Genomic DNA, 19,172 nt, shown 5'->3' with positions numbered 1-19,172 from the left:
TGTTTGTTAAGTAAGGATATTTTGATTTTGGCTCGTTTTGCGTCTGGATTTGGCGACGTTTGTTCAAGGCTCAGACCTCGAAAGTCGGCCATGACGCTTAAGATGGCTGTGGTTGGCAATTTTTGATAATTTTAAGTTATTGATAATAAATAGGTTGCTTTGTTTTTGGCACGGTGATCGCAATAGTCTTGGCGAGCAGGGAAGGTGGCGATCAAGTGTCGTTGTCCTTCCGGGATCGGCGGAAAAATCACTGCCCTGTGCGACTCCGACGAACCCAGCGCCTGCTCCGCGTGATGTGCGACACAAGGTTGCGATGAGACGGCACCGGCCGATCAGGCAAGGAGAGGTGTCGTGAAGAGCAAGGATGCTCTGGCAAGGAAGCCGACCCCTTCGGGGGAGTCTTTCGCTCCGCCGCCCAGGCGACGGAGCCAGAACGAGGCAGGATGGGAGACCATCCAAGAGGTGAGATCAGGTTCCTGGTAACGACGATCGCACCTTGGCTTCGGGCCCTTTGGGCCACCCGAAAACCGTTCAATGGGCGGACCAGGCCATCGATTGATCTGTTTTCGACCCTTCAGTTCCCTGCGTATTCGGGCCGGCCTAGCCGGCCCCTTTTTTTTCATACGGTTTTTTGCGAAGTCGGCTGAGCGTTTGACGCGGGGGTAACGGGCCAATTCTGGTATTCTTCTGGATGGATTGATGGACGCTTCATTCACCTTCCTTCACAGAACTCTGGTCATGACCTCTGCTGCCACGCGCCGTTGGCGCCCTCGCTCGCTGTTGCAACTGGTGCTGCTGGCCTTCGTGGTGGTCATGCTGCCGCTTGGTGTGCTGATGTACCAGGCTGGTCAGGCGCTGTCGGAGCTGTCGCGGCTGGCCGAGGTCAGCGCTCGTCAGGCGGTGTCCGAGACACGTCGGGCACGCACGCTGGGGTCGCTGGCGGTGGAAATGGAGCGTGGTGCGCGCCAGTACGCGGTGATCCAGGAAGAAAGCCTGCTCGACATCTATGCCGATCGTCTGGCCGAGTTCCGTGAGTTGCTGGCGCGCCAGCGCCTGCTGCTGCCCGATGACCCCGACATCCAGGCGCTGGAACGCCTGCTCGACGAACTCGCGACCCTGCCGCAACAGCCGCCGGAGGCCTACGCGGCTTCGCTCGACGACTTTGTAGCTTTTTCCCGACACGTCGAGGGTATGCGCCAGGCCACCAACAGGCGCATCGATCTGCGCCTGGACGCCATCCGTGAACGGGCGCGACAAGTGCAGCAACGCCTGTGGTGGCAGACCGGGGCACTGGTCTCGGCGAGTCTGATGCTGATGCTGTTGTTCACCCGCTTGATCATACGCCCGGTGCGTCAGCTCGAGCGGCGCATCCTCGGCATCGGCAGTGGCTATCAGGACAGCCAGCAGCGCCACGTTCAGGGTCCTGCAGAGCTGGTGGCGCTGGGCGAGAGGCTCGACTGGTTGACCCATCGCCTGGAAGAGCTCGAAGCCCAGAAACAGCAGTTCCTGCGCCATATGTCCCATGAACTGAAGACACCGCTGGCCAGCGTTCGTGAGGGATCGGCGCTGTTGTCCGATGGCGTGGCCGGTGAGTTGAGCCCGCGTCAGCGTGAAGTGCTGGACCTGATCGACGCCAGCGGCGCCGAACTGCAGCGCCTGATCGAGCAACTGCTCGACTATAATCTGTTGCAGCACCACCGCAGTGCGGCCATCGAGCGCCTCGACATGGCCACGGTCGCACGCGAGGTGCTGGCCAAGCATCGATTGAGCCTGCAGTCCAAGGAGATGGGGGTCGAAGTGTTCTCGGGCCCGCTGCAGTGGCGTGCCGATCATCAGGCCACCGCCCGATTGCTCGATAATCTGGTGTCCAACGCCGTGGCTTACGGTGAGGATGGTGGCAAGCTGCTGATTCGCGCCCGTGCACGCCACGACAGGCTCGAGCTCGAGGTGGCCAACACCGGCGAGCCGATCGCCGAGCAGGACCGTGACCACCTTTTCGAGGCCTTCTACCAAGGACGAGCACGACGCAAGGGTGCGCTCAAGGGCTCCGGCATCGGACTCTCCGTGGCGGCCGACTGCGCTCGTCTACAGCACGGCCGGCTCGAGCTGATCGATGATCCCGAGTGGCCGGTGTGCTTTCGACTGACGCTGCCGGCAGCACCACCGGAAGATGGCCGACATTACGGCCTACATAACGATACAAGGCCCGCATTGACGGGTCAGGACGCAAGGAACCTGACGCTATGAACTCAAGGGGTGTGACCCTGACACCTCGACGCTCGCTTACCCGAGTCGTCGGCCCTGCCGCTGTTGTCAGTCTGATGCTGGTGATCAGCGGTTGCGAAATGCTGCCTATCGAGTCAGTCGGTGACGAAACACCGGCGGTCGAAGCGCTCGATCTGACCACCTGCCATGCAGAGGTGCCGACCTTTGCCGAGTCTTCTTGCATGTTGACCGACTGGATCGCCTTCGGTCTGGCCTCCCAGCGTGGCGATCGCCAGTGGCGTGACGCCATGCTGGCGCGGCTGGAAGGTCATGCGCCCGAGCAACGCCTGGGGCGTGCCGTGGCCTTGAGCTGGGGCAGCGAAGCCCAGTGGGACCAGGCGTCGGAGCTTTACAAGGCGGACCTGAGCCTGGCGCCCGTTGAACTCCAGCCCCTGCTGCGCTATTGGCTCAACGAACTCGAAGGGCGGCGCGCCCTGGATGACCGCGCCGGTCGCCATCATGGCGAGGTGGCTCGGCTACGCCAGGAAAACAAGGAACTGGCAGACAAGCTCGATGCCATGACTGCCATCGAGCAGAACATCAATCTGCGACAGCAGGCGGAATGAGAGCAGAGCACCAACCAGCGACAGCGGATGGAGTGAAATTGTGGAGACGGTGATATGAAGCAAGTCGCAGCGACCGCGAACGCCAGGACATCGGCCCATGTACTGCTGGTAGACGATGATGTCAGCCTGCTGAAGCTTCTGGGCATGCGCCTGGAAAGCCGCGGCTACCGGGTGACCACCGCCGAGAGCGGTCGCGAGGCGCTCAAACGGCTGGAAGAAGGGCGGCCGGATCTGGTGCTGTCCGACCTGCGCATGGATGAAATGGACGGCATGGCGCTGTTCCAGGATATCCAGCGGCGCATGCCCGGCCTGCCGGTGATCATCCTGACTGCCCATGGCTCGATTCCGGATGCGGTCAGCGCCACTCGCCAGGGCGTGTTCAGCTTTCTGACAAAACCGGTGGACCGCGAAGAGCTGTTCGGGGCCATCGACGATGCCCTGTCCAATACCGCTAGCAGCGGCGAAGGTGATGATAGCTGGCGCGACGAGATCATCACCCGCAGCCCTGAAATGGAGCGTATTCTCGAGCAGGCGCGGATGGTGGCGGGGTCCGATGTCAGCGTGCTGGTCACTGGACCATCGGGCTCCGGCAAGGAGCTGCTGGCCAATGCCATCCACAAAGCCAGCGCCCGCGCCGACAAGCCCTTTATCGCGATCAACTGCGGCGCGCTGCCGGAGCAGTTGCTGGAAAGCGAGCTGTTTGGCCACGCCAAGGGCGCCTTCACCGGGGCCATCAGCGAACACGGCGGGCTGTTCCAGGCGGCCGACGGTGGCACCCTGTTCCTGGACGAGATCGGCGACATGCCACTGGCGATCCAGGTCAAGCTGCTGCGGGTACTGCAGGAGCGTCAGGTGCGCCCGGTGGGCTCCACCACGTCGGTGCCGGTGGACGTGCGGGTGCTGTCGGCGACCCATCGCGATCTGGATCAGGCCATGCATGAAGGTGAGTTCCGTGAGGATCTCTACTATCGCCTCAACGTGGTCAACCTGAAGCTGCCGGCGCTCAAGGATCGCGCCGAGGACGTGCCGCTGCTGGTCAAGCATCTGGTAGCCCAGGCGGCGTCGCGCCACAAGCCCTTCGTCAAGGGGTTCTCGCCGGAGGCGCTCAATCTGCTGGCAACCTGTGCCTGGCCCGGCAATGTGCGTCAGCTGGTCAACGTGGTCGAGCAGTGCGTGGCACTGTCCAGTGCGCCGATGATCCCGGAAGCCCTGGTGGCCCAGGCGCTGGCGGCGGAAGACAACGCCATGCCGACCTTCAACGACGCTCGCGCAGGATTCGAGCGTAGCTACCTGGTCAAGGTGCTGAAGATTACCGAGGGCAACGTGACCCAGGCGGCGCGCATCGCCGGACGTAACCGTACCGACTTCTACAAGCTATTGTCCCGCCACGAGCTGGAACCCGCCTCGTTCAAGCCGGGGGTGGCAAGCCCTTCTCGCTAGCCCGATGGGCAGGCTTGGTCCGATGGGCCGAGCCCCCGAAGATCCCCGCTCCGGCCCCGTCCGGCTGCTTCAGCCGGCGGCGGTTCGCCGCCAAGGTGCCGCCGGCAAGGTGCCGCCGGCAAGATACCGACAACCTAGGCGCTGTCCGAAAAGTCGACGAGCGAAGGTTAGACAAGGCAAAAATCGGTGAGAAAGCGCAGTTTACGGGGTGTAAATGAGCATTTTGATCCGATTTTTAACGCTGTATTACCGAGCGCAGGCACTTTTCAGACAAGCCCTAGGCCTCGTCGTCGGATCGGTTGTCCGGGGCCTGCTCGGCTGCCGGCCATGTCTCGATCACCTCGACGTCCAGCTCGCCATCGGCGAGACGAGCGTGCAGTCGCTGGCCGGGCGCGGCCTGATCGGCACGGCGCACCGCCTGGCCGTCGCTGGCGGTGAGGATGGCGTAGCCACGACCTAATACGGCCAGCGGACTGACCGCCTGCAACTCCCGGGCGGCGGCTGCCAGGCGCTCGCGCCGATGGACCAGCGATAGCCGCTGGGCGCCGTCGAGACGGCGTCTCAAGCGGCTCAGTTGGCGCCGATTCTCGTCCAGGGTGAGTCCGGGCGAGCGCAGCGACAGACGGTGAGCCAGGTCTGTCTGGCGGCGCCGCTCGGCGACCACTCGACCGCTGATGGCGCGTCCGAGGCGTTCCTTCAGCTGGCCAAGACTATCGCGCTGACGTGCGATCGCCTCGCCGGGGTGACGCAGGCGCGAGCGCAGGTGATCCAGCCGCTGGCCTTCCCGCTGCAACAGGCGTGCTTGTGCACCCTTCAGACGATTGTCTGCCTGGGTTAGCCGGGCCGTCAGTTCCTGGCGCGAGGGCACCAGACGTTCGGCGGCGGCGGAGGGCGTCGGTGCGCTGGCGTCGGCGGCCAGATCCGACAGGCTCTGGTCGGTCTCGTGGCCCACCGCAGACATCACCGGCAGGCGCGAGTGGTGGATCGCTCGGGCCAGGTGTTCATCGTTGAAGGCCCACAGATCCTCGAGACTGCCGCCGCCACGGGTGATCAGCACCACGTCCCGGTCCTGGTCCAGCGTCGCCTGGCGATTGAGCAGGCCCAGGGCGGCGATGATCGCGGGCGCCGCCTCGGCCCCCTGGACCGGTACCGGTATCAGGGTCACCGTGACCAGCGGCCAGCGTGCCCGGAGTACCGCCAGCACGTCGCGCAGGGCGGCGCCGCTGGCGGAGGTCAGCACCAGCAGATGTCGCGGGGGAAAGGCCAGCGAGCGAGCGTTGGTGAAGACCCCCTGGTCGCCCAGGCGTTGCTTGAGCGCCGCCAGGGCGGCGAGCAGGGCGCCGGCTCCGGCGGCCTGCACCGCCTCGACGATCAACTGGTAGTCGCCCCTGGGCTCGAACAGCGAGACTCGGGCGCGCACCCGCACCAGATCACCGTCACGCATGGGCGTCGACACAAAGCGTCCACGCGTGCGAAACAGCACCGCCTTCACCTGGGCGCGTTCATCCTTGAGGGTGAAGTAGACGTGCCCCGAGGCCGGGCGCGAGACCCCCGACAGCTCGCCTTCGATCCACTGTTCGCCGAGATCGGCTTCCAGCGTAGCGCGCGCGCGTCGATTGAGGTCGCTGACCGAGAGTACGTCCTGGGCGCTATCCGACGTCGCTGTCATGGAGGCTTCCTGGGCTGGCATTGAAGAGAATCGGCGAGCATCAGCGACTGGCAGGACCACGCTGGCAAGTGACAGGTTACCAGAGCCCAGGTCGCCGCTTCAGCAAAGTCGAACTACGCTTAACGGGACAGGCGGGCAACCGGTCTGCCTCGCACGCGCCGCTGCGACGGAGGAGGGCACATGTCGGGACTTCGCGCGCCCGATATCGGGCCTATCGTGGGGCACACCACGGCTCACAGCTGTCGGCTGTGGGTTCGCGGTATCGCTCCCAATGATGATGGCGTCGACCTGACCGCGTCCTTGCGCACCGTGGGCCTGCTGGCGGTGGTCGAGGACAATGGCTTGCCCCGCCTGATCGACGGTGATCCGTCACGTCCCCACGCCTTCTATTTTCGTCTGCACCGGGAGTTTGATCGTACCGGGACCTTCGAGCTGGGGGCCGAGGAAGGTCTGGGAGCGATCGATGGCGTGGCGCCGCTGGGCCAACCCGATGGGGTGGTGCCGTTGACGCCCGATACCCGCTACAAGGTGCGTGTCGCGACCCTCACCCTGGATGACACGACGCCCGACGTGGAAAGCCTGAGTGACGCCCAGATCGCCGCCAGGCTGCCCGACGTTAACGGCATGGCGTCGCTGCTCGCCGACCTAGATGGCGAGCACTGCGAGGCCGAATTCACCACCTTCGCCGCCGCAGTGGAGCCACGACTGGCCTTTCTGCTGGGGTCCTGTCGCTATCCCGGTACCCTGTGGAAGACCAAGGAAGCCGATCGCATCTTCGGCCCCATGGCCAGTCACTTAAGGCGTCGAGGCAGTCGGCCGGCGGCGCGCTTCAGCCTGCTGGTGGGCGATCAGATCTACGCCGATCAGTACAGTCGCTTCGTGCCGATCGGTCGCGCCGAGACCTTCGCCGAGTTTCAGGACCGCTATCGCCAGGCCTTTGGTTCCCCGCAGATGCGCCACTTCCTGCGCCAGGCACCGGTGTACATGATCCTCGATGACCACGAGATCGAGGACAACTGGCATCGTGACCGGCTCGCCGCCAAGCGCGAGCTGTTCAATGTCGCCATTGGCGCCTACATGAGCTACCAGTGGTCACACTGCCCGCGCAGCTTCGGGCGTCATCTGCACTATCACTTCGACTGCGGCGGCTATCCCTTCTTCGTCTGTGACACCCGTACCCATCGTACCTACGGTCGCGAGAACCGGGTGATGGACAACCATCTGCTGGGACGGCCCAGCATCGACCCCCAGCATCCTTCCCAGCTGGACGTGCTGCTCACGTGGCTGAGCGACCAGCAGGCCAGGTGCGGCGCGATGCCCAAGTTTGTCGTTACCTCGACGGTGTTCGCGCCCAGTCCGCTGGATGAAAGGCTCGATCCGGCCCTGGATGGCCATGACGCCCAGGCGCCGACGGATCTGGTGCGGACCAACCTCTCCCGGCGTGCCGAGAGCGATAGCTGGTCGGGGTTTCCGGCCACCCGCAAGGCGCTGGTCGAACATATCGTCGAGGCCGGCATCGAAAATGTGATCTTCCTCAGCGGCGACGTGCACTGCGCCAATATCGCCGAGATGGTGGTGGAAGGGGGCGGTGGAGAGCCGCGACGGCTGTATGACGTCACCTCCTCGGCGCTGTACTGGCCGTTCTTCTGGGCCGACGGGGACCCCAACGGTTTTGTTCACGACTCCCGTCTGCCCGGTCAGGTGGATGGCTTTCCGCTGTTTGATGGTGACGTGACGCTGCACTACCGGGCCTTTGGCTTCTATCAGCAGGAAAACTTCTGTCGCCTGGAGCTGGACCGCGCTCACCACCGTCTGCGGGTCAAGGTGATCGATCGCTACGGCGATGAAGTCAGGGTGACGGACCCCGATGGCTCCGTGGTGCCCTATAACGATCTGGCGCTGGTGCCCTGGTAGCGAGCGATATGGCCGGTAGCGGCAATGTCGAAAGCGGGGCTGAAGGGCGCTGGGCTGGAGAGCGCTCGTCGGAAGAGTGCTGACGGGCCGGTCGCCAAAGGGCGGGCGGCCCGGACGACAGGCGCAAGAGCAGGTCCTTTCCTGGAGAAATGTCGGTGAATACGACTAACCCCATGCTGGCGGGATTGCTGTTCGAGGAAACCATGCGAGGCCATTTTTCGCTCGGAAGCCAGGCGCCCGAGCGTGGTGAACGGCTGGGGCATGCAGAAGGCACCGAACTGGCCCTCCACGCCAAGGTCCAGATCGATGACATGGGCGCCTTCCTGGCCGACGACCGCCACCACGGCAGGCTGGGTGGTGTCGTCGATTTTGCCCCGCTGGGCCTCGGGCTGGTGATTCTAGAGGGCGACTTTCAGTTGTTTTCCCAGGGCCCCGGGGCGGGGCGTCAGATGGTCTACGACGCGGTTCTGGAACTGGATGAGCGGCGATTGTTCCTGCACGGGGTGAAGCGGGTCAACGACGATCCGGGGCCTGATCTCTGGCGCGATACCACCACCCTCTATACCACCCTGCACGAGGGCGAGAGCGCCACGGCCGACATTCTCGGGGCGGGCATCCTGCACCTGGGCGTGGCCGAGTTGATGGCCATGCTCAAGACCATGACGCCGACGGGCCAAGGGGACCTGCGCACGGTGGCGGATTTCGGTCGCTTCTTCTTTGGTGAACTGTGGCACCTCTATGCGCCCTGGGTCATTCGCCGGGAGCCCGAGGCATGAACTACGACGCCATCGTGGTGGGGTCAGGGTTTGGTGGGGCCGTGGCGGCCTGCCGGCTCGCCGAGGCCGGGCTCAAGGTGCTGGTGCTTGAGCGCGGAAGACGCTGGGAGCGCGAGGACTTCCCCCGGGGGCCGGATGATGACTGGTGCTTCGATGTGGACGCCCCTCGGGAGCGTCATGGCTGGCTCGACCTGCGCTTCTTTTCGCGCATGGCGGTGGCACAGGGCGCTGGCGTGGGTGGTGGTTCGCTGGTCTACGCCAATGTCTCGGTGCCGGCTGAGCGCTTCGCCTTCGACAGTGGCTGGCCGGAGGCGATCGACTTCGATGAACTCGTCCCCTACCAGGACCGGGTAGGCCAGATGCTGGAGGTGGCCGAGGTCCCCGCGGGCCAGGTCAGCGAGCGCTATCGACTGGTCCAGGAGGCCGCCGTGCGCAGCGGTGACGGCGATCGCTTTCGCCCCTTGCCGCTGGCGGTGCGCTTCGACCCCGACTGGAACTATCGGCTCAGTGAGCCTCACCACCGTCGACACAGTCGGCAGGCCCTCAATGTCCACGGCAAGGAACAGGGGACCTGCATCCACTGCGGCTATTGCGATATCGGCTGCCCGGTGGGGGCCCGCAATACCCTTGACCTGAATTACCTGGCCCGGGCGGAGCAGCTGGGGGCGCAGATACGTCCATTGAGCATGGTGCGATCGCTGGTGCCGGAATCCGGGGGCTACCGGGTGACCTTTCAGCATCTGGAAGGCGCGCCGACGATCCGTCACGAGCGCGCCGAGCGAGTGATCCTTGCCGCCGGCTCGCTGGGGTCCACCGAGCTGTTGCTGCGGGCCAGGGACCAGTACCGCACTCTGCCGGAACTGTCGCCGCTGCTCGGCCATCACTGGTGCGCCAATGGCGATTTCCTGACCCCCGCGATCTACCCGAACAGACGCATCGATGCCTGTCGCGGGCCGACCATCAGCGCCGCCATCGACTATCTCGACGGCAGCGACGGCGGTGAGCGCTACTTCGTCGAGGACGGCGGCTACCCTGACTTGATCGCCCACGCCTTGACGCAATTGCTGTCGCGCTCCGCCACCGCGAGCATGTTGCGGGGTGGCTGGCGCGCGGTGCTGGCCGAGGCGCTCAAGGAGAATGACCCCGATCGCTGCCTGATGCCCTGGTTCGGCCAGGGCATGGACACCGCCGACGGGGTGCTCAGGCTGACGCGGCGTTGGCTGGAGCGAGAGCCGTCGTTGAGCCTGGACTATCGGGTGGCCGCGTCGCGAGCCACGGTGCAGGCGCTGTGCGAACGCCACAAGCGCCTGAGCGCGGCCACCGGAGGCGTCGCCATCGAGCCACCGAGCTGGCGCCTGCTGGACTATTTGATCACCCCGCACCCACTGGGCGGTTGTCCCATGGGAGAGAATCGCTGGGACGGGGTGGTCGACCATGCCGGGGAGGTGTTCGGCTATCCGCGACTGTACGTGCTCGACGGTGCCATCGTGCCGCGCGCGCTGGGGCTCAATCCCTCGCGCACCATCGCCGCCCTGGCCGAGCGCGCCATGGCGCGGATGCTGGCCTAGCAGACGGAAGCGGCGACCCACCGGGAGGTAACACCATGGCCCGCGAGATCCCCCTCTATACCCTCGACGGCGTTGTCGACGCCGAGGTCACCCAGCACGGCTTCTGTACCGAGGACGGCCTGGGGCTGTCACTGCTGCGCTTTCGGCGTGGCCAGGGGCGCATGGCGGTGATGATCGTTCATGGCCTGACCACCTCCAGCGACATGTTCATCCAGCCCGAGCATCGCAACCTGGTCAGCTTCCTTTTGGACGAAGGGGTCGACGAGGTGTGGACGCTGGACTTCCGCATGAGCAACCGCCATCCCTACAACCTGCAGCCCAACCGCTACTCCATGGATGACTGTGCGCTGTTTGATTTTCCTGCGGCGGTGGCGAAGATTCGCCAGATCGCCGGGGACGACGTCGAGCTGCACGTGATCGCCCACTGTCTCGGCTCGATGGGCTTTGCCATGGCACTGTTCGGCGGCACCGTCAGCGGCATTCGCTCCTGCATTCTCAACAGCGTTGCGCTGACGCCCCATGTACCGCGCTGGTCGAGGATCAAGGGCCACATCTTTCCCTTCGTGATCGAGCGCATCTTCCAGCAGCCCTACGTCAGCCCGCGCTGGAGCGAGGATCCAAGATTCACGCTGGGCAAGCTGTTGTCGAAAGGCGTATCGCTGTTCCACCGCGAATGCGACGTGCCAGCCTGCCATATGCTGTCACTGATGTGGGGCACCGGCTGGCCGGCACTGTACAACCACGAGAACCTGGACGAGCGCACCCACCGTCGGGGTGGTGACCTCTACGGCCCGGTAGGACTCAACTACCACCGGCATGTCTTGAAGATGCTGCGCCGGGGCCATCGCACGGTGAAGATGCGCGAGGTGCCCGAGTACGCTGCGCTACCCGACGACTACCTGCTCGAGGCGCGCCGCGTCGATACCCCCTGCCTGTTGCTGACCGGGCGCGACAATCGCGTCTTCACCGACAGCAACGTGCACTGCCACCGGGCCCTGGAGGAGGTCGCCCCGGGGCGCCATGAGCTCGCGATCATCGACGGCTACGGTCATCAGGACGTGTTCATGGGCGCCCGGGTCGACCGTGAAGTCTTTCCCCGGTTGATGACGTTTCTGAACGCCCACGCCTGAGCCCAATCGCCACACCTGAATCCAGATGCCGTCAGGCCCTGAGGCGGCGATGAGCCCAGCCCACCAGCGGCGGCAGCGCCACCAGCAGAACGGTGATGCGCAGCAGATGGTGGGAGGTGACGAAGGCCGGTTCGATATTCAGTGACAGCGCCACCAGGCTCAGCTCCGGCGCCCCGCCCGGCATGTAGGCCAGCAGCGCCGCAGCCACCGAGATGCCGGTCAGCGCCTGGCCGACCCAGGCTGCCGCCACCGCCAGCACCACCAGGATCAGCGCCTGGACCACCGCCAGACCCAGTTGCCGCGCCATGTCGGACAGCGCCACGCCGACGAAGCGCACGCCCACCGAGGTGCCGATGACCACCTGAGCCAGGGCGATCAGCGCCGGTGGCAGCACCGCGTGGGTCAGCCCGGAAAAGTGCAGCAGCGACGACACCAGTGCCGGGCCGAACAGCAGGGCGTTGGGCAGGCGCAGCACCCGGCCGACCACGGCGCCGAGCGCCGCCGCTACCACCAGCCAGGCGGTGCCGGCGAGCGAGGGTAGCTGGCTCCACTGGGCCGGCCCGTTGCTGGCGCCGGCCAGATCCACGTGGCCGAACAGGCCGAGGATCGGTGGAATCGCCAGCAGCAGCACCAGGATACGCACCGCGTGGGTGATACCGACGGCACGCAGGTCAGCGCCAGACTCGTGGGCCATCATCAACAGCGCCGACAGTCCGCCCGGGGCGCCAGCGTAGAGCGCGGTGTCCAGCGAGTGACCGGCCACGCGGTAGCTGAAGGCCACCGCCACCACCATCATTACCGCGGTGGCGGCGAGCATGATTGCGGCGCTGGCGGCCCAGGCGGTGATATCGCCGGACAGCTCCGGGGTGAAGGCCGAGCCCAGCATCACCCCGATGACCACCAGAACCCCCTTGCGCAACCGTCCCGGCGAGCCCAGGCGCACCCCGGCGAGGCTGGCCAGGGTGGTGGTGATCAGGGCGCCGAGCAGCCACGGAAGCGGCAGGTCGATCAGGTAGGCGATGACCCCGCCCAGACCGCCCAGGGCGAGGGTGGGCAGGAAGCGCCAGGCGCCGGGGGGAAGGAGTGTGGGGGCGGCGGGCATGGCGTCTCCTGTGTGCGTTGCCTGTACTCTGTGCACAGGTGGTGGTGATCGAGCCTGACGACGGCGCGCGGCGCCAGATGGCGCCGCGCAGGGACTACACGAGGGCTACATTAAGGGCTACACAAGGGCTACGCAGGGGCTTCGTGCGGGCCATATAAGAGCGATGCCAGGGCCTTTGCCGGGGCGACTCGAGCATGGCCCTGAAGCCCGTTGCATCAAGCCTGGCTCGAGGGCCGTTGCTTGAGCAGCTTGGGTACCAGCCAGGGCAGTACCAGCAGCGCCGAGGCGGCGATCCACAGCGACAGCGAGATGCCGGACTGCCACAGAATGGCGGTGTCGCCACCGCTGATCGCCAACGCCCGACGCAGGTTCTCTTCCATCAGGCCGCCCAGCACGTAGCCGAGGATGACCGGCGCCAGCGAGAAGCCGAGCTTGCGCAGCAGGTAGCCGAAGACACCGATGACGAGCATCAGATAGATGGCGGTCAGGTCGGAATGCAGCTGATAGACCCCGACGAAGGATAGCACGGCGATGGCCGGCACCAGCACCCAGCGCGGGATGGTCAGCACCTTGGCGAAGACCCCGGCCAGCGGCAGGTTGAGCGCCAGCAACACCAGGTTGCCGATGTACAACGAGGCGATCAGGCCACCGGCGACCTCCGGGTTGTCGGTGAACATCATCGGACCCGGGGTGATGTTGTAGAGCATCAGCGCGCCGAGCAGCACCGCGGTGGTGCCGGAGCCGGGGATGCCCAGGGTCAGCATCGGTACGAAGGAGCCTGCGGCGGAGGCGTTGTTGGCCGCTTCGGGCGCCGCCAGGCCACGCATGTCGCCGGTGCCGAAGGTGTTGTCCTTGTCCACCAGCCGCTTTTCGGTGGTGTAGGACACCGCCCCGGCCACCGAGGCGCCGGTTCCGGGCAGTACGCCGATAATGAAGCCGAGCACGCCGGAGCGCAGCATGGTGCCCTTGCAGGCCATCACTTCCTTGAGGCTGACGAACACCCGGCCCAGCGGCGGCAGGGTGTCATCGACGTCGTCGCGATGGGCGTGCTCGAGCATCAGCAGGATCTCGCTGATGGCGAACAGGCCGATGATCATCACCACGAAGTCGATACCGTCATAGAGCTCCGGCATGCCGAAGGTGTAGCGCATCACGCCGGTGCCGGAGTCGACGCCGACGGTGCCGATCAGCACGCCGAGCACGGCGCCGATGGCGGTCTTGATCGGGTCCTTGCCCATCATCACCGACATCGACGAGAAGGCGAACACCATCAGCGCGAAGAATTCGGCGGGGCCGAACATCACCGCCACCCGGGCCAGCAGCGGGGCGAACAGGGTCAGGCCGATGATGGCGATGGTGGCGCCGACAAACGACGCCACCGCCGACAGGCCCAGCGCCGGACCGGCCAGGCCACGCTTGGCCAGCGGATGGCCATCGAGGGTGGTCATCACCGCGCCGGCGTCGCCGGGCACATTGAGCAGGATGCTGGACATGCGCCCGCCGTACTCGGCACCGGTGTAGATGCCGGCCAGCAGGATCAGCGCGGATTCGGCGGGCAGGCCCAGGGTGTAGGCCAGCGGCATCAGGATGGCGATGCCGTTGATTGGCCCGATGCCCGGCAGGGCGCCGAACAGGGTGCCCAGCAGCGCGCCGAGGAAGGCCAGGCCAAGATTGAGCGGCGTCAGGGCGACGCCGAAGCCTTCAATAAGAAAGTCGAACATGGGAACACCTTGATCAGGGATCGGTGGCGGTCAGGGCTGGGGCAGCGCTGGCAGCTGAGCTGTTACAGGAGCTGGCTTCAGGGCGGCGGTTCGCGCTACCACGGCAGGCCGGGCAGGCCGATGCCAAGGCCATGGGTGAACAGCCACTGGCCGCCCAGCGCCATCAACACACCGGTGGCCACGGCCTTGAGCGGACTGGCCTCGAACAGCCAGGCCAGGGCGGCGATCACCAGCATCGAGCTCAACAAAAAGCCCAGGCGCGGGAACAGCACGGCGTAGACCAGCAGCAGCACCAGCACGCCGATCAGGCGCAATCCCAGGCGCTTGTCGGGCCAGTGGCCGTTTTCACCCGGACGTATCACCAGCACCAGCGACAGCAGCCCCAGCAGGATGGAGAGCCCCAGCGGAAAGGCCTTGGGGCCAACGGGGTCGTAGCTGAAGGGCACCTCGAGGGACAGGGCGTTGACGGCGGTAAACGCCGCCAACCCCATCAGGGCGATACCCAGACAGCGGTCGGCGGCGATACTCATTGGGTCAGACCCACTTCCGTGGCCAGCTCCTTGAAGCCGGCGACCTGATCCTTGACGTAGCCGTCGAAGTCGTCACCGAAGCGGGCCATGGGGAACAGGCCGCGGGCTTCGCGCAGCTCGGCGAAGGTCTCGTTGCCGGCCAGGTTCTCGAGGCGCTCGACCCAGGCCTGGTAGGCCTCGTCGCTGACCTCGGGGCCCATGTAGTAGCCGCGCCAGATCGGCCACTGGACGTCGTAACCCTGTTCGGCGGCGGTGGGAATCTCGGCGTAGGGGCCGCCCATGCGCTCCTCGGACAGTGCCGCCAGCACGCGGATGTCGCCGCTCTCGAGCTGGGACTTGAGCTCCGACAGGTCACCGGAGAACACCTGGATATGGTTGCCGAGCAGTGCGGCCAGGGCTTCACCGCCACCCTCGAAGGCCACGTAGCGCAGGCTGCGCGGATCGACGTCGGCGGCCTTGGCGGTCAGCGCGGCCTTCATCCAGTCCTGGCTGCCCACGCTGCCACCGGCGCCGAAGGCGACCTGGGTGGGGTCTTCCTGCAGCGCCGTCATCAGCTCATCCAGGGTCTGCCAGGGCGCGTCGGCCTTGACCACGATGGCGCCGTAGTCGACTCCCAGGGCGCCGACCCAGCGCACTTCGCTGGCGTCGTACTGGCCGAACTTGCCCAGCGCCAGGTTGACCGCGGCGCCGGTGCTGGCGGCGACGATCAGGTTGGGGTCGTCGGTGCGCACGCCGTTGACGTGGTTGTAGGCCACCGCACCGATACCGCCGGGCATATAGGTGACCAGCATCGGGTCCTCGATCAGTCCGGTCTCGAGCAGGCCATTGGCGGCCAGCCGGCAGGTCAGGTCGTAGCCACCGCCGGGCTTGGCCGGGGCGATGCATTCGGCCTCGTCGGCGGCCTGGGCGGTGCCGACGCTGAGGCTGGCGCCGAGCAGCAGGGCGGCGGGCAGAGCTGTGATATTCTTCATGCGGACTCCTGACAACTATTATTATGGATTGATGAAACCGGGGTGCTTTAACGTGAGAGATGCTAGGCCGACTAGCTTTCATCAACCTGTCATGCCCTCCCTGCCTGGATAAGACATTAGTCGCATGCGCCTTCTCGTCGTCGAAGATGATGCCCTCATCAGCCGCTCGCTGGTCGAGGCCCTGACCCCCCTTGGCAATACCGTGGAGGTGTTTGCCTGCTGCAGTGATGCCAGGGCGGCGCTGCGCCAGGGTGGGGTCGACCTGATGCTTCTGGACATCGGGCTGCCCGACGGTGACGGCCTGTCACTGCTGGCCGAGTTGCGTGACGCGGGCGATCGCACCCCGGTGATCATCCTGACCGCCCGGGACGCCCTGGATGACCGAGTCAGGGGACTCGACCTGGGGGCCGATGACTACCTGGCCAAGCCCTTTGAACTGGCCGAACTTGAGGCGCGGGTACGCGCGCTGCTCAGGCGCAGCCAGCAGCGCGCCGACAACCGTCTTGGCCTGGGTCCCTTGTCCTTCGATCCGGCCAGCGGCGCCGCCAGTCTGTTCGGCGAGCCCATGGCGCTACCCCATCGCGAGCTGCTGCTGGTTGAAAGCCTGTTGCTGCACGCTGGAGCCATCGCGCCTCGCGAGACCCTGGAAGGCCGTCTTTTCGGCTTCGGCGAGGTGGGCTCCAACGCCCTGGAGGTCTACGTCAGCCGGCTGCGCAAGCGGCTCAAGGGCGCTGGTCTGCGTATCCGCACCTTTCGCGGTCTCGGCTACCGTCTGGAAGAGGACGACGGGTGATCGAGGTCGATGGATCACTCAAGCGTCGGCTCGGTGGCTGGCTGGTGGTCACCGTCGGAGTGCTGGGGCTGGCGCTGATGGTGGAGGCCTGGGTCAGCAGTCAGCGGGCGGCGGCGCGGGCCTTCGACGCCCAGTTGCAGGCGGCGGCGCTGACCATCGCCGAGGCGGTGCGCTGGCAGGACGGCATCCCCCAGGTGGTGGTGCCGGCGGCGGCGCTGCAGATCCTCGCCACCGACAGCCAGGCGCGGGTGTTCTACGCGGTGCTGGACGATGAAGGCAGGACGCTGTCGCGTAACTGGCCGGTGGACATCCCCACCGCCTGGCAGCAGGCGCTGGATGAAGGCGGCATGTCGCGGGACCTGACCACGACGCTGGGAGAGCTGCGTCTGCATGCCCAGCGGGTGGCCTCGGCGGGTTGGGTCACCCAGCTGCCGGTGCAGGTGTGGGTCGGGCATACCCTCGAGGGGCGCCGAGCCCTGGCCCGCTCACTGTTCGAGCGTTCGCTGTCGCGCTTTATTGCCATGGTGCTGCTGACCGGGGTGCTGATGGGCTTGACCATGCGCGCGGCGCTGTCTCCCCTGCGCCGCCTGCGCCGCCAGATTCGTGGGCGCGGCGCCGATGACTTCAGTCCGCTGGCGACCAGGGTGCCCAAGGAGCTTCATGAGCTCGCCCAGGCCTTGGACCACCTGTTCGCCCGTCAGCGCCAGGGACGCGAGGATCTTCTGCGCTTCACCGCCGACGCCAGCCACCAGCTCAAGACGCCGCTGGCGGGACTCAAGACCGTCAGCGAGCTGGGCCTTCGCAGCAGTGATCCGGATGAATGGCGCCAGGCGCTCATGCGCGTTCACGCCCGGGCCGAGGACACCAGTCGACTGGCCGGCCAATTGCTGTCGCTGGCACGACTGCGCCACCTCGACCGGGAGACGGCGCTGCCTGCGCTCGACCTGGGTGAGCTGGTACGCGACGTCGCCCTGGACTGGGCGGCGCGGGAGCGGGCGGCGGAGCATGACCTCGGGCTTGGCAGCCTGCCAGCCGAGCCGCTGAAGGTCTGTGTCGAGGACTGGGCACTGCGCGAAGCCCTGGGCAACCTGATCGACAACGCCCTGCGCTACACGCCGACAGGTTGCGAGATCACCCTGCATCTGGCGCGCGAGGGCGACTGGGCGCGGTTGTCGATCGTCGACGACGGCCCTGGTGTCGCCGACGCGGCGCTGGCGACGCTGGGGCAGCCGTTTCAGCGGGGTGGGCGCCAGGACACCGAGGGCTCCGGGCTTGGTCTTGCCATCGTCGATACCACCGCCCGGCGCATGGGCGCCCGCGTGCAATTCGCCAACCGCTCGCCGCAGGGACTCGAGGTGGTGCTGTGGCTGCCGCTGGCGAAGGACGAACAGGATGTCACCGGTGCCTTTGCGGCCGGCGTGAATCCAGGAGAGAGTACTTGATGTCCCTGCAGCCCGGACAACGCCTTCGATCCTGTGAACGTCTCCCGGCCCGGTGTGCGACGCAGGTCACACGGCGGCAGCCCCTGGTGGTGTCGCAGTGGCTGCCGCTTTTACTGCTCATGCTTCTGCTGCTGGGTGGCTGTCACAGCGGCGACAGCCGCACCCCCTCAGATGACGATCCGCTGGTGATCTCGGCGGCGCTGGATCTCGACGTGGTGGCGCCGCTGCTGGACGCCTTTCGCCAGGCCTATCCCCAGATTCCCCTGCGCTTTGAGGATCGCACCACCCGGGAGGTGGACGACAGCGTGGTGGGACATCTTCAGGGAGGCCAGGCGACGGGCGAAGGGGCGAGCAGAGCGCCTGACGTGGTGATCAGCTCGGCGATGCCGTGGCAGATGGCCCGGGTCAATGAAGGATTGGCGCGGCGCCTGAGTGGCCCGGAGATCGAGCGCTGGCCCGAGTGGGCGCGCTGGCGCGACGAGGTCTTCGCCTTCACCTTCGAGCCGGTGGTGATGGCCTATCGGCTGGATCTGTCGCGGCATATGCTGCCGCCCCAGACCCATGGCGACCTGCACGCGCTGCTGGCGACCCAGGCCCGCTGGCTGACGGGCAAGGTGACCACCTACTCGCCGCTTTCCAGCGGGGTGGGCTACACCCTGGCCCAGCAGGATGCGCGCTACTCCTCGCGCTTCTGGGAGCTGGTCGGTGCCATGGGGCGTGTCGATACCCGCCTGGAGGCCAGCACCCGGGCGATGCTCGAAGGGCTCAGCCAGGGACGCTACTGGCTCGGCTACAACCTGCTGGGTTCCTACGCCATGGTCTACGCCCAGGAACATCCCGAGGTGATCGTGCAGGTGCCCAGGGACTATTCGCTGGTGCTGATGCGCATGGCCTTCGTGCATCGCGATGCCCCCCACGTCGAGGCCGCCGAGACCTTCGTCAAGTTTTTGCTGAGTCAGCGTGGCCAGCGAGTACTGGCGGGGCAGACGCCTCTGTTCAGCGTGCTGCCGGGGGTGACCGGCCCCTACACCGCCGCCAGGCTGCGCACCCAGGTGGGGGAGCGGCTCTACCCGATACTGCCCAACGCCACCTTGCTGGCCTTCGTCGATCCTGCCCGCCGGGAGGCCTTCACCGACCACTGGCGAGCGCGTTTTCAGGGCGAGCAGGCGCTGGATGAAGCGGTCGAACGGGGTAGCGGGGCGCTGGCGCCGGAGTAGACGGCGGATGGCAACCGAGGAGCATCGAAGTGTCAAGCTGGCACATTGCCGGAGGCCGGGGCGGAACG

General features: G+C 66.2%; 15 protein-coding genes. 10 read left to right on the top strand and 5 right to left on the bottom strand.

Going from position 1 to position 19,172, the window contains the following annotated elements:
- Positions 1–738 precede the first annotated feature (738 nt).
- From NFH98_RS16405 to glrR, 3 genes are read left to right on the top strand one after another with little or no spacing between them, the layout of a single operon-like run.
- Positions 739–2,247: a sensor histidine kinase gene (locus NFH98_RS16405; protein WP_348827049.1), complete on the top strand. Its 1,509-nt coding sequence runs from the start codon at positions 739–741 to the stop codon at positions 2,245–2,247.
- On the top strand, positions 2,244–2,831 hold the full coding sequence (locus NFH98_RS16400; protein ID WP_231498601.1) for a hypothetical protein: 588 nt from the start codon (positions 2,244–2,246) through the stop codon (positions 2,829–2,831). Before NFH98_RS16405 ends, NFH98_RS16400 begins: the two co-directional genes overlap by 4 nt.
- A gap of 54 nt (positions 2,832–2,885) precedes the next feature.
- Positions 2,886–4,271, top strand: a complete 1,386-nt coding sequence (gene glrR / locus NFH98_RS16395; RefSeq protein ID WP_045991097.1) for a two-component system response regulator GlrR — start codon at positions 2,886–2,888, stop codon at positions 4,269–4,271.
- A 277-nt stretch (positions 4,272–4,548) separates the two neighbouring features.
- On the opposite strand, the gene xseA is transcribed toward glrR, so the two are convergent.
- On the bottom strand, positions 4,549–5,940 hold the full coding sequence (gene xseA, locus NFH98_RS16390) for an exodeoxyribonuclease VII large subunit (RefSeq protein WP_124803400.1): 1,392 nt from the start codon (positions 5,938–5,940) through the stop codon (positions 4,549–4,551).
- Between the two features lie 180 nt (positions 5,941–6,120).
- On the opposite strand from xseA, the gene NFH98_RS16385 reads away from it, so the two are divergent.
- The 4 genes from NFH98_RS16385 (at position 6,121) to NFH98_RS16370 (ending at position 11,328) form a co-directional block, all read left to right on the top strand.
- Positions 6,121–7,854, top strand: a complete 1,734-nt coding sequence (locus tag NFH98_RS16385; protein ID WP_349622946.1) for an alkaline phosphatase D family protein — start codon at positions 6,121–6,123, stop codon at positions 7,852–7,854.
- A gap of 155 nt (positions 7,855–8,009) precedes the next feature.
- Complete coding sequence (locus NFH98_RS16380; RefSeq protein ID WP_146164648.1) at positions 8,010–8,630, top strand: hypothetical protein; 621 nt, start codon at positions 8,010–8,012, stop codon at positions 8,628–8,630.
- Positions 8,627–10,198, top strand: a complete 1,572-nt coding sequence (locus NFH98_RS16375; protein ID WP_045991094.1) for a GMC oxidoreductase — start codon at positions 8,627–8,629, stop codon at positions 10,196–10,198. The genes NFH98_RS16380 and NFH98_RS16375 overlap by 4 nt, the downstream gene beginning before the upstream one ends.
- Before the next feature lie 35 nt (positions 10,199–10,233).
- On the top strand, positions 10,234–11,328 hold the full coding sequence (locus tag NFH98_RS16370) for an alpha/beta hydrolase family protein (RefSeq protein WP_348827047.1): 1,095 nt from the start codon (positions 10,234–10,236) through the stop codon (positions 11,326–11,328).
- A gap of 31 nt (positions 11,329–11,359) precedes the next feature.
- Here the strand turns inward: NFH98_RS16370 and NFH98_RS16365 are convergent, their stop codons facing one another.
- The 4 genes from NFH98_RS16365 to NFH98_RS16350 all read right to left on the bottom strand — a co-directional run bounded on the left by NFH98_RS16365 (position 11,360) and on the right by NFH98_RS16350 (position 15,652).
- The gene (locus NFH98_RS16365; RefSeq protein WP_045991092.1) at positions 11,360–12,430 is read right to left on the bottom strand and encodes an AbrB family transcriptional regulator; all 1,071 of its coding nucleotides are present in this window, start codon (positions 12,428–12,430) and stop codon (positions 11,360–11,362) included.
- 215 nt (positions 12,431–12,645) lie between these two features.
- Positions 12,646–14,151, bottom strand: a complete 1,506-nt coding sequence (locus NFH98_RS16360) for a tripartite tricarboxylate transporter permease (RefSeq protein ID WP_045991091.1) — start codon at positions 14,149–14,151, stop codon at positions 12,646–12,648.
- Positions 14,152–14,246: 95 nt separating this feature from the next.
- A complete protein-coding gene (locus NFH98_RS16355) occupies positions 14,247–14,681 on the bottom strand; it encodes a tripartite tricarboxylate transporter TctB family protein (protein WP_045991090.1) in 435 nt (144 codons plus the stop codon).
- The gene (locus tag NFH98_RS16350) at positions 14,678–15,652 is read right to left on the bottom strand and encodes a Bug family tripartite tricarboxylate transporter substrate binding protein (protein ID WP_108449946.1); all 975 of its coding nucleotides are present in this window, start codon (positions 15,650–15,652) and stop codon (positions 14,678–14,680) included. Before NFH98_RS16350 ends, NFH98_RS16355 begins: the two co-directional genes overlap by 4 nt.
- Positions 15,653–15,776: 124 nt before the next feature.
- Between NFH98_RS16350 and NFH98_RS16345 the strand changes: the two genes are divergently transcribed.
- The 3 genes from NFH98_RS16345 to NFH98_RS16335 all read left to right on the top strand — a co-directional run bounded on the left by NFH98_RS16345 (position 15,777) and on the right by NFH98_RS16335 (position 19,104).
- Complete coding sequence (locus NFH98_RS16345; RefSeq protein ID WP_045991089.1) at positions 15,777–16,445, top strand: response regulator; 669 nt, start codon at positions 15,777–15,779, stop codon at positions 16,443–16,445.
- A complete protein-coding gene (locus NFH98_RS16340) occupies positions 16,442–17,887 on the top strand; it encodes a sensor histidine kinase (protein WP_348827046.1) in 1,446 nt (481 codons plus the stop codon). The genes NFH98_RS16345 and NFH98_RS16340 overlap by 4 nt, the downstream gene beginning before the upstream one ends.
- Positions 17,888–17,973: 86 nt before the next feature.
- A complete protein-coding gene (locus NFH98_RS16335; RefSeq protein ID WP_348827045.1) occupies positions 17,974–19,104 on the top strand; it encodes an ABC transporter substrate-binding protein in 1,131 nt (376 codons plus the stop codon).
- Positions 19,105–19,172 lie beyond the last annotated feature (68 nt).

Source organism: Halomonas sp. H33-56 (assembly GCF_040147035.1).
In the GTDB taxonomy this organism is placed as follows: Bacteria; Pseudomonadota; Gammaproteobacteria; order Pseudomonadales; family Halomonadaceae; genus Halomonas; species Halomonas litopenaei.
The sequence above is the reverse complement of the archived record's forward strand: the minus strand, read 5'-3'. Positions and strand labels throughout refer to the sequence as shown.

What these genes read in the sequence shown, in the direction of transcription:
- NFH98_RS16405 (WP_348827049.1), top strand. Translation starts at nt 739, where the DNA reads ATGACCTCTGCTGCCACGCGCCGTTGGCGCCCTCGCTCGCTGTTGCAA.
- NFH98_RS16400 (WP_231498601.1), top strand. Translation starts at nt 2,244, where the DNA reads ATGAACTCAAGGGGTGTGACCCTGACACCTCGACGCTCGCTTACCCGA.
- glrR (WP_045991097.1), top strand. Translation starts at nt 2,886, where the DNA reads ATGAAGCAAGTCGCAGCGACCGCGAACGCCAGGACATCGGCCCATGTA.
- xseA (WP_124803400.1), bottom strand. Translation starts at nt 5,940, where the DNA reads ATGACAGCGACGTCGGATAGCGCCCAGGACGTACTCTCGGTCAGCGAC.
- NFH98_RS16385 (WP_349622946.1), top strand. Translation starts at nt 6,121, where the DNA reads ATGTCGGGACTTCGCGCGCCCGATATCGGGCCTATCGTGGGGCACACC.
- NFH98_RS16375 (WP_045991094.1), top strand. Translation starts at nt 8,627, where the DNA reads ATGAACTACGACGCCATCGTGGTGGGGTCAGGGTTTGGTGGGGCCGTG.
- NFH98_RS16370 (WP_348827047.1), top strand. Translation starts at nt 10,234, where the DNA reads ATGGCCCGCGAGATCCCCCTCTATACCCTCGACGGCGTTGTCGACGCC.
- NFH98_RS16365 (WP_045991092.1), bottom strand. Translation starts at nt 12,430, where the DNA reads ATGCCCGCCGCCCCCACACTCCTTCCCCCCGGCGCCTGGCGCTTCCTG.
- NFH98_RS16360 (WP_045991091.1), bottom strand. Translation starts at nt 14,151, where the DNA reads ATGTTCGACTTTCTTATTGAAGGCTTCGGCGTCGCCCTGACGCCGCTC.
- NFH98_RS16355 (WP_045991090.1), bottom strand. Translation starts at nt 14,681, where the DNA reads ATGAGTATCGCCGCCGACCGCTGTCTGGGTATCGCCCTGATGGGGTTG.
- NFH98_RS16350 (WP_108449946.1), bottom strand. Translation starts at nt 15,652, where the DNA reads ATGAAGAATATCACAGCTCTGCCCGCCGCCCTGCTGCTCGGCGCCAGC.
- NFH98_RS16345 (WP_045991089.1), top strand. Translation starts at nt 15,777, where the DNA reads ATGCGCCTTCTCGTCGTCGAAGATGATGCCCTCATCAGCCGCTCGCTG.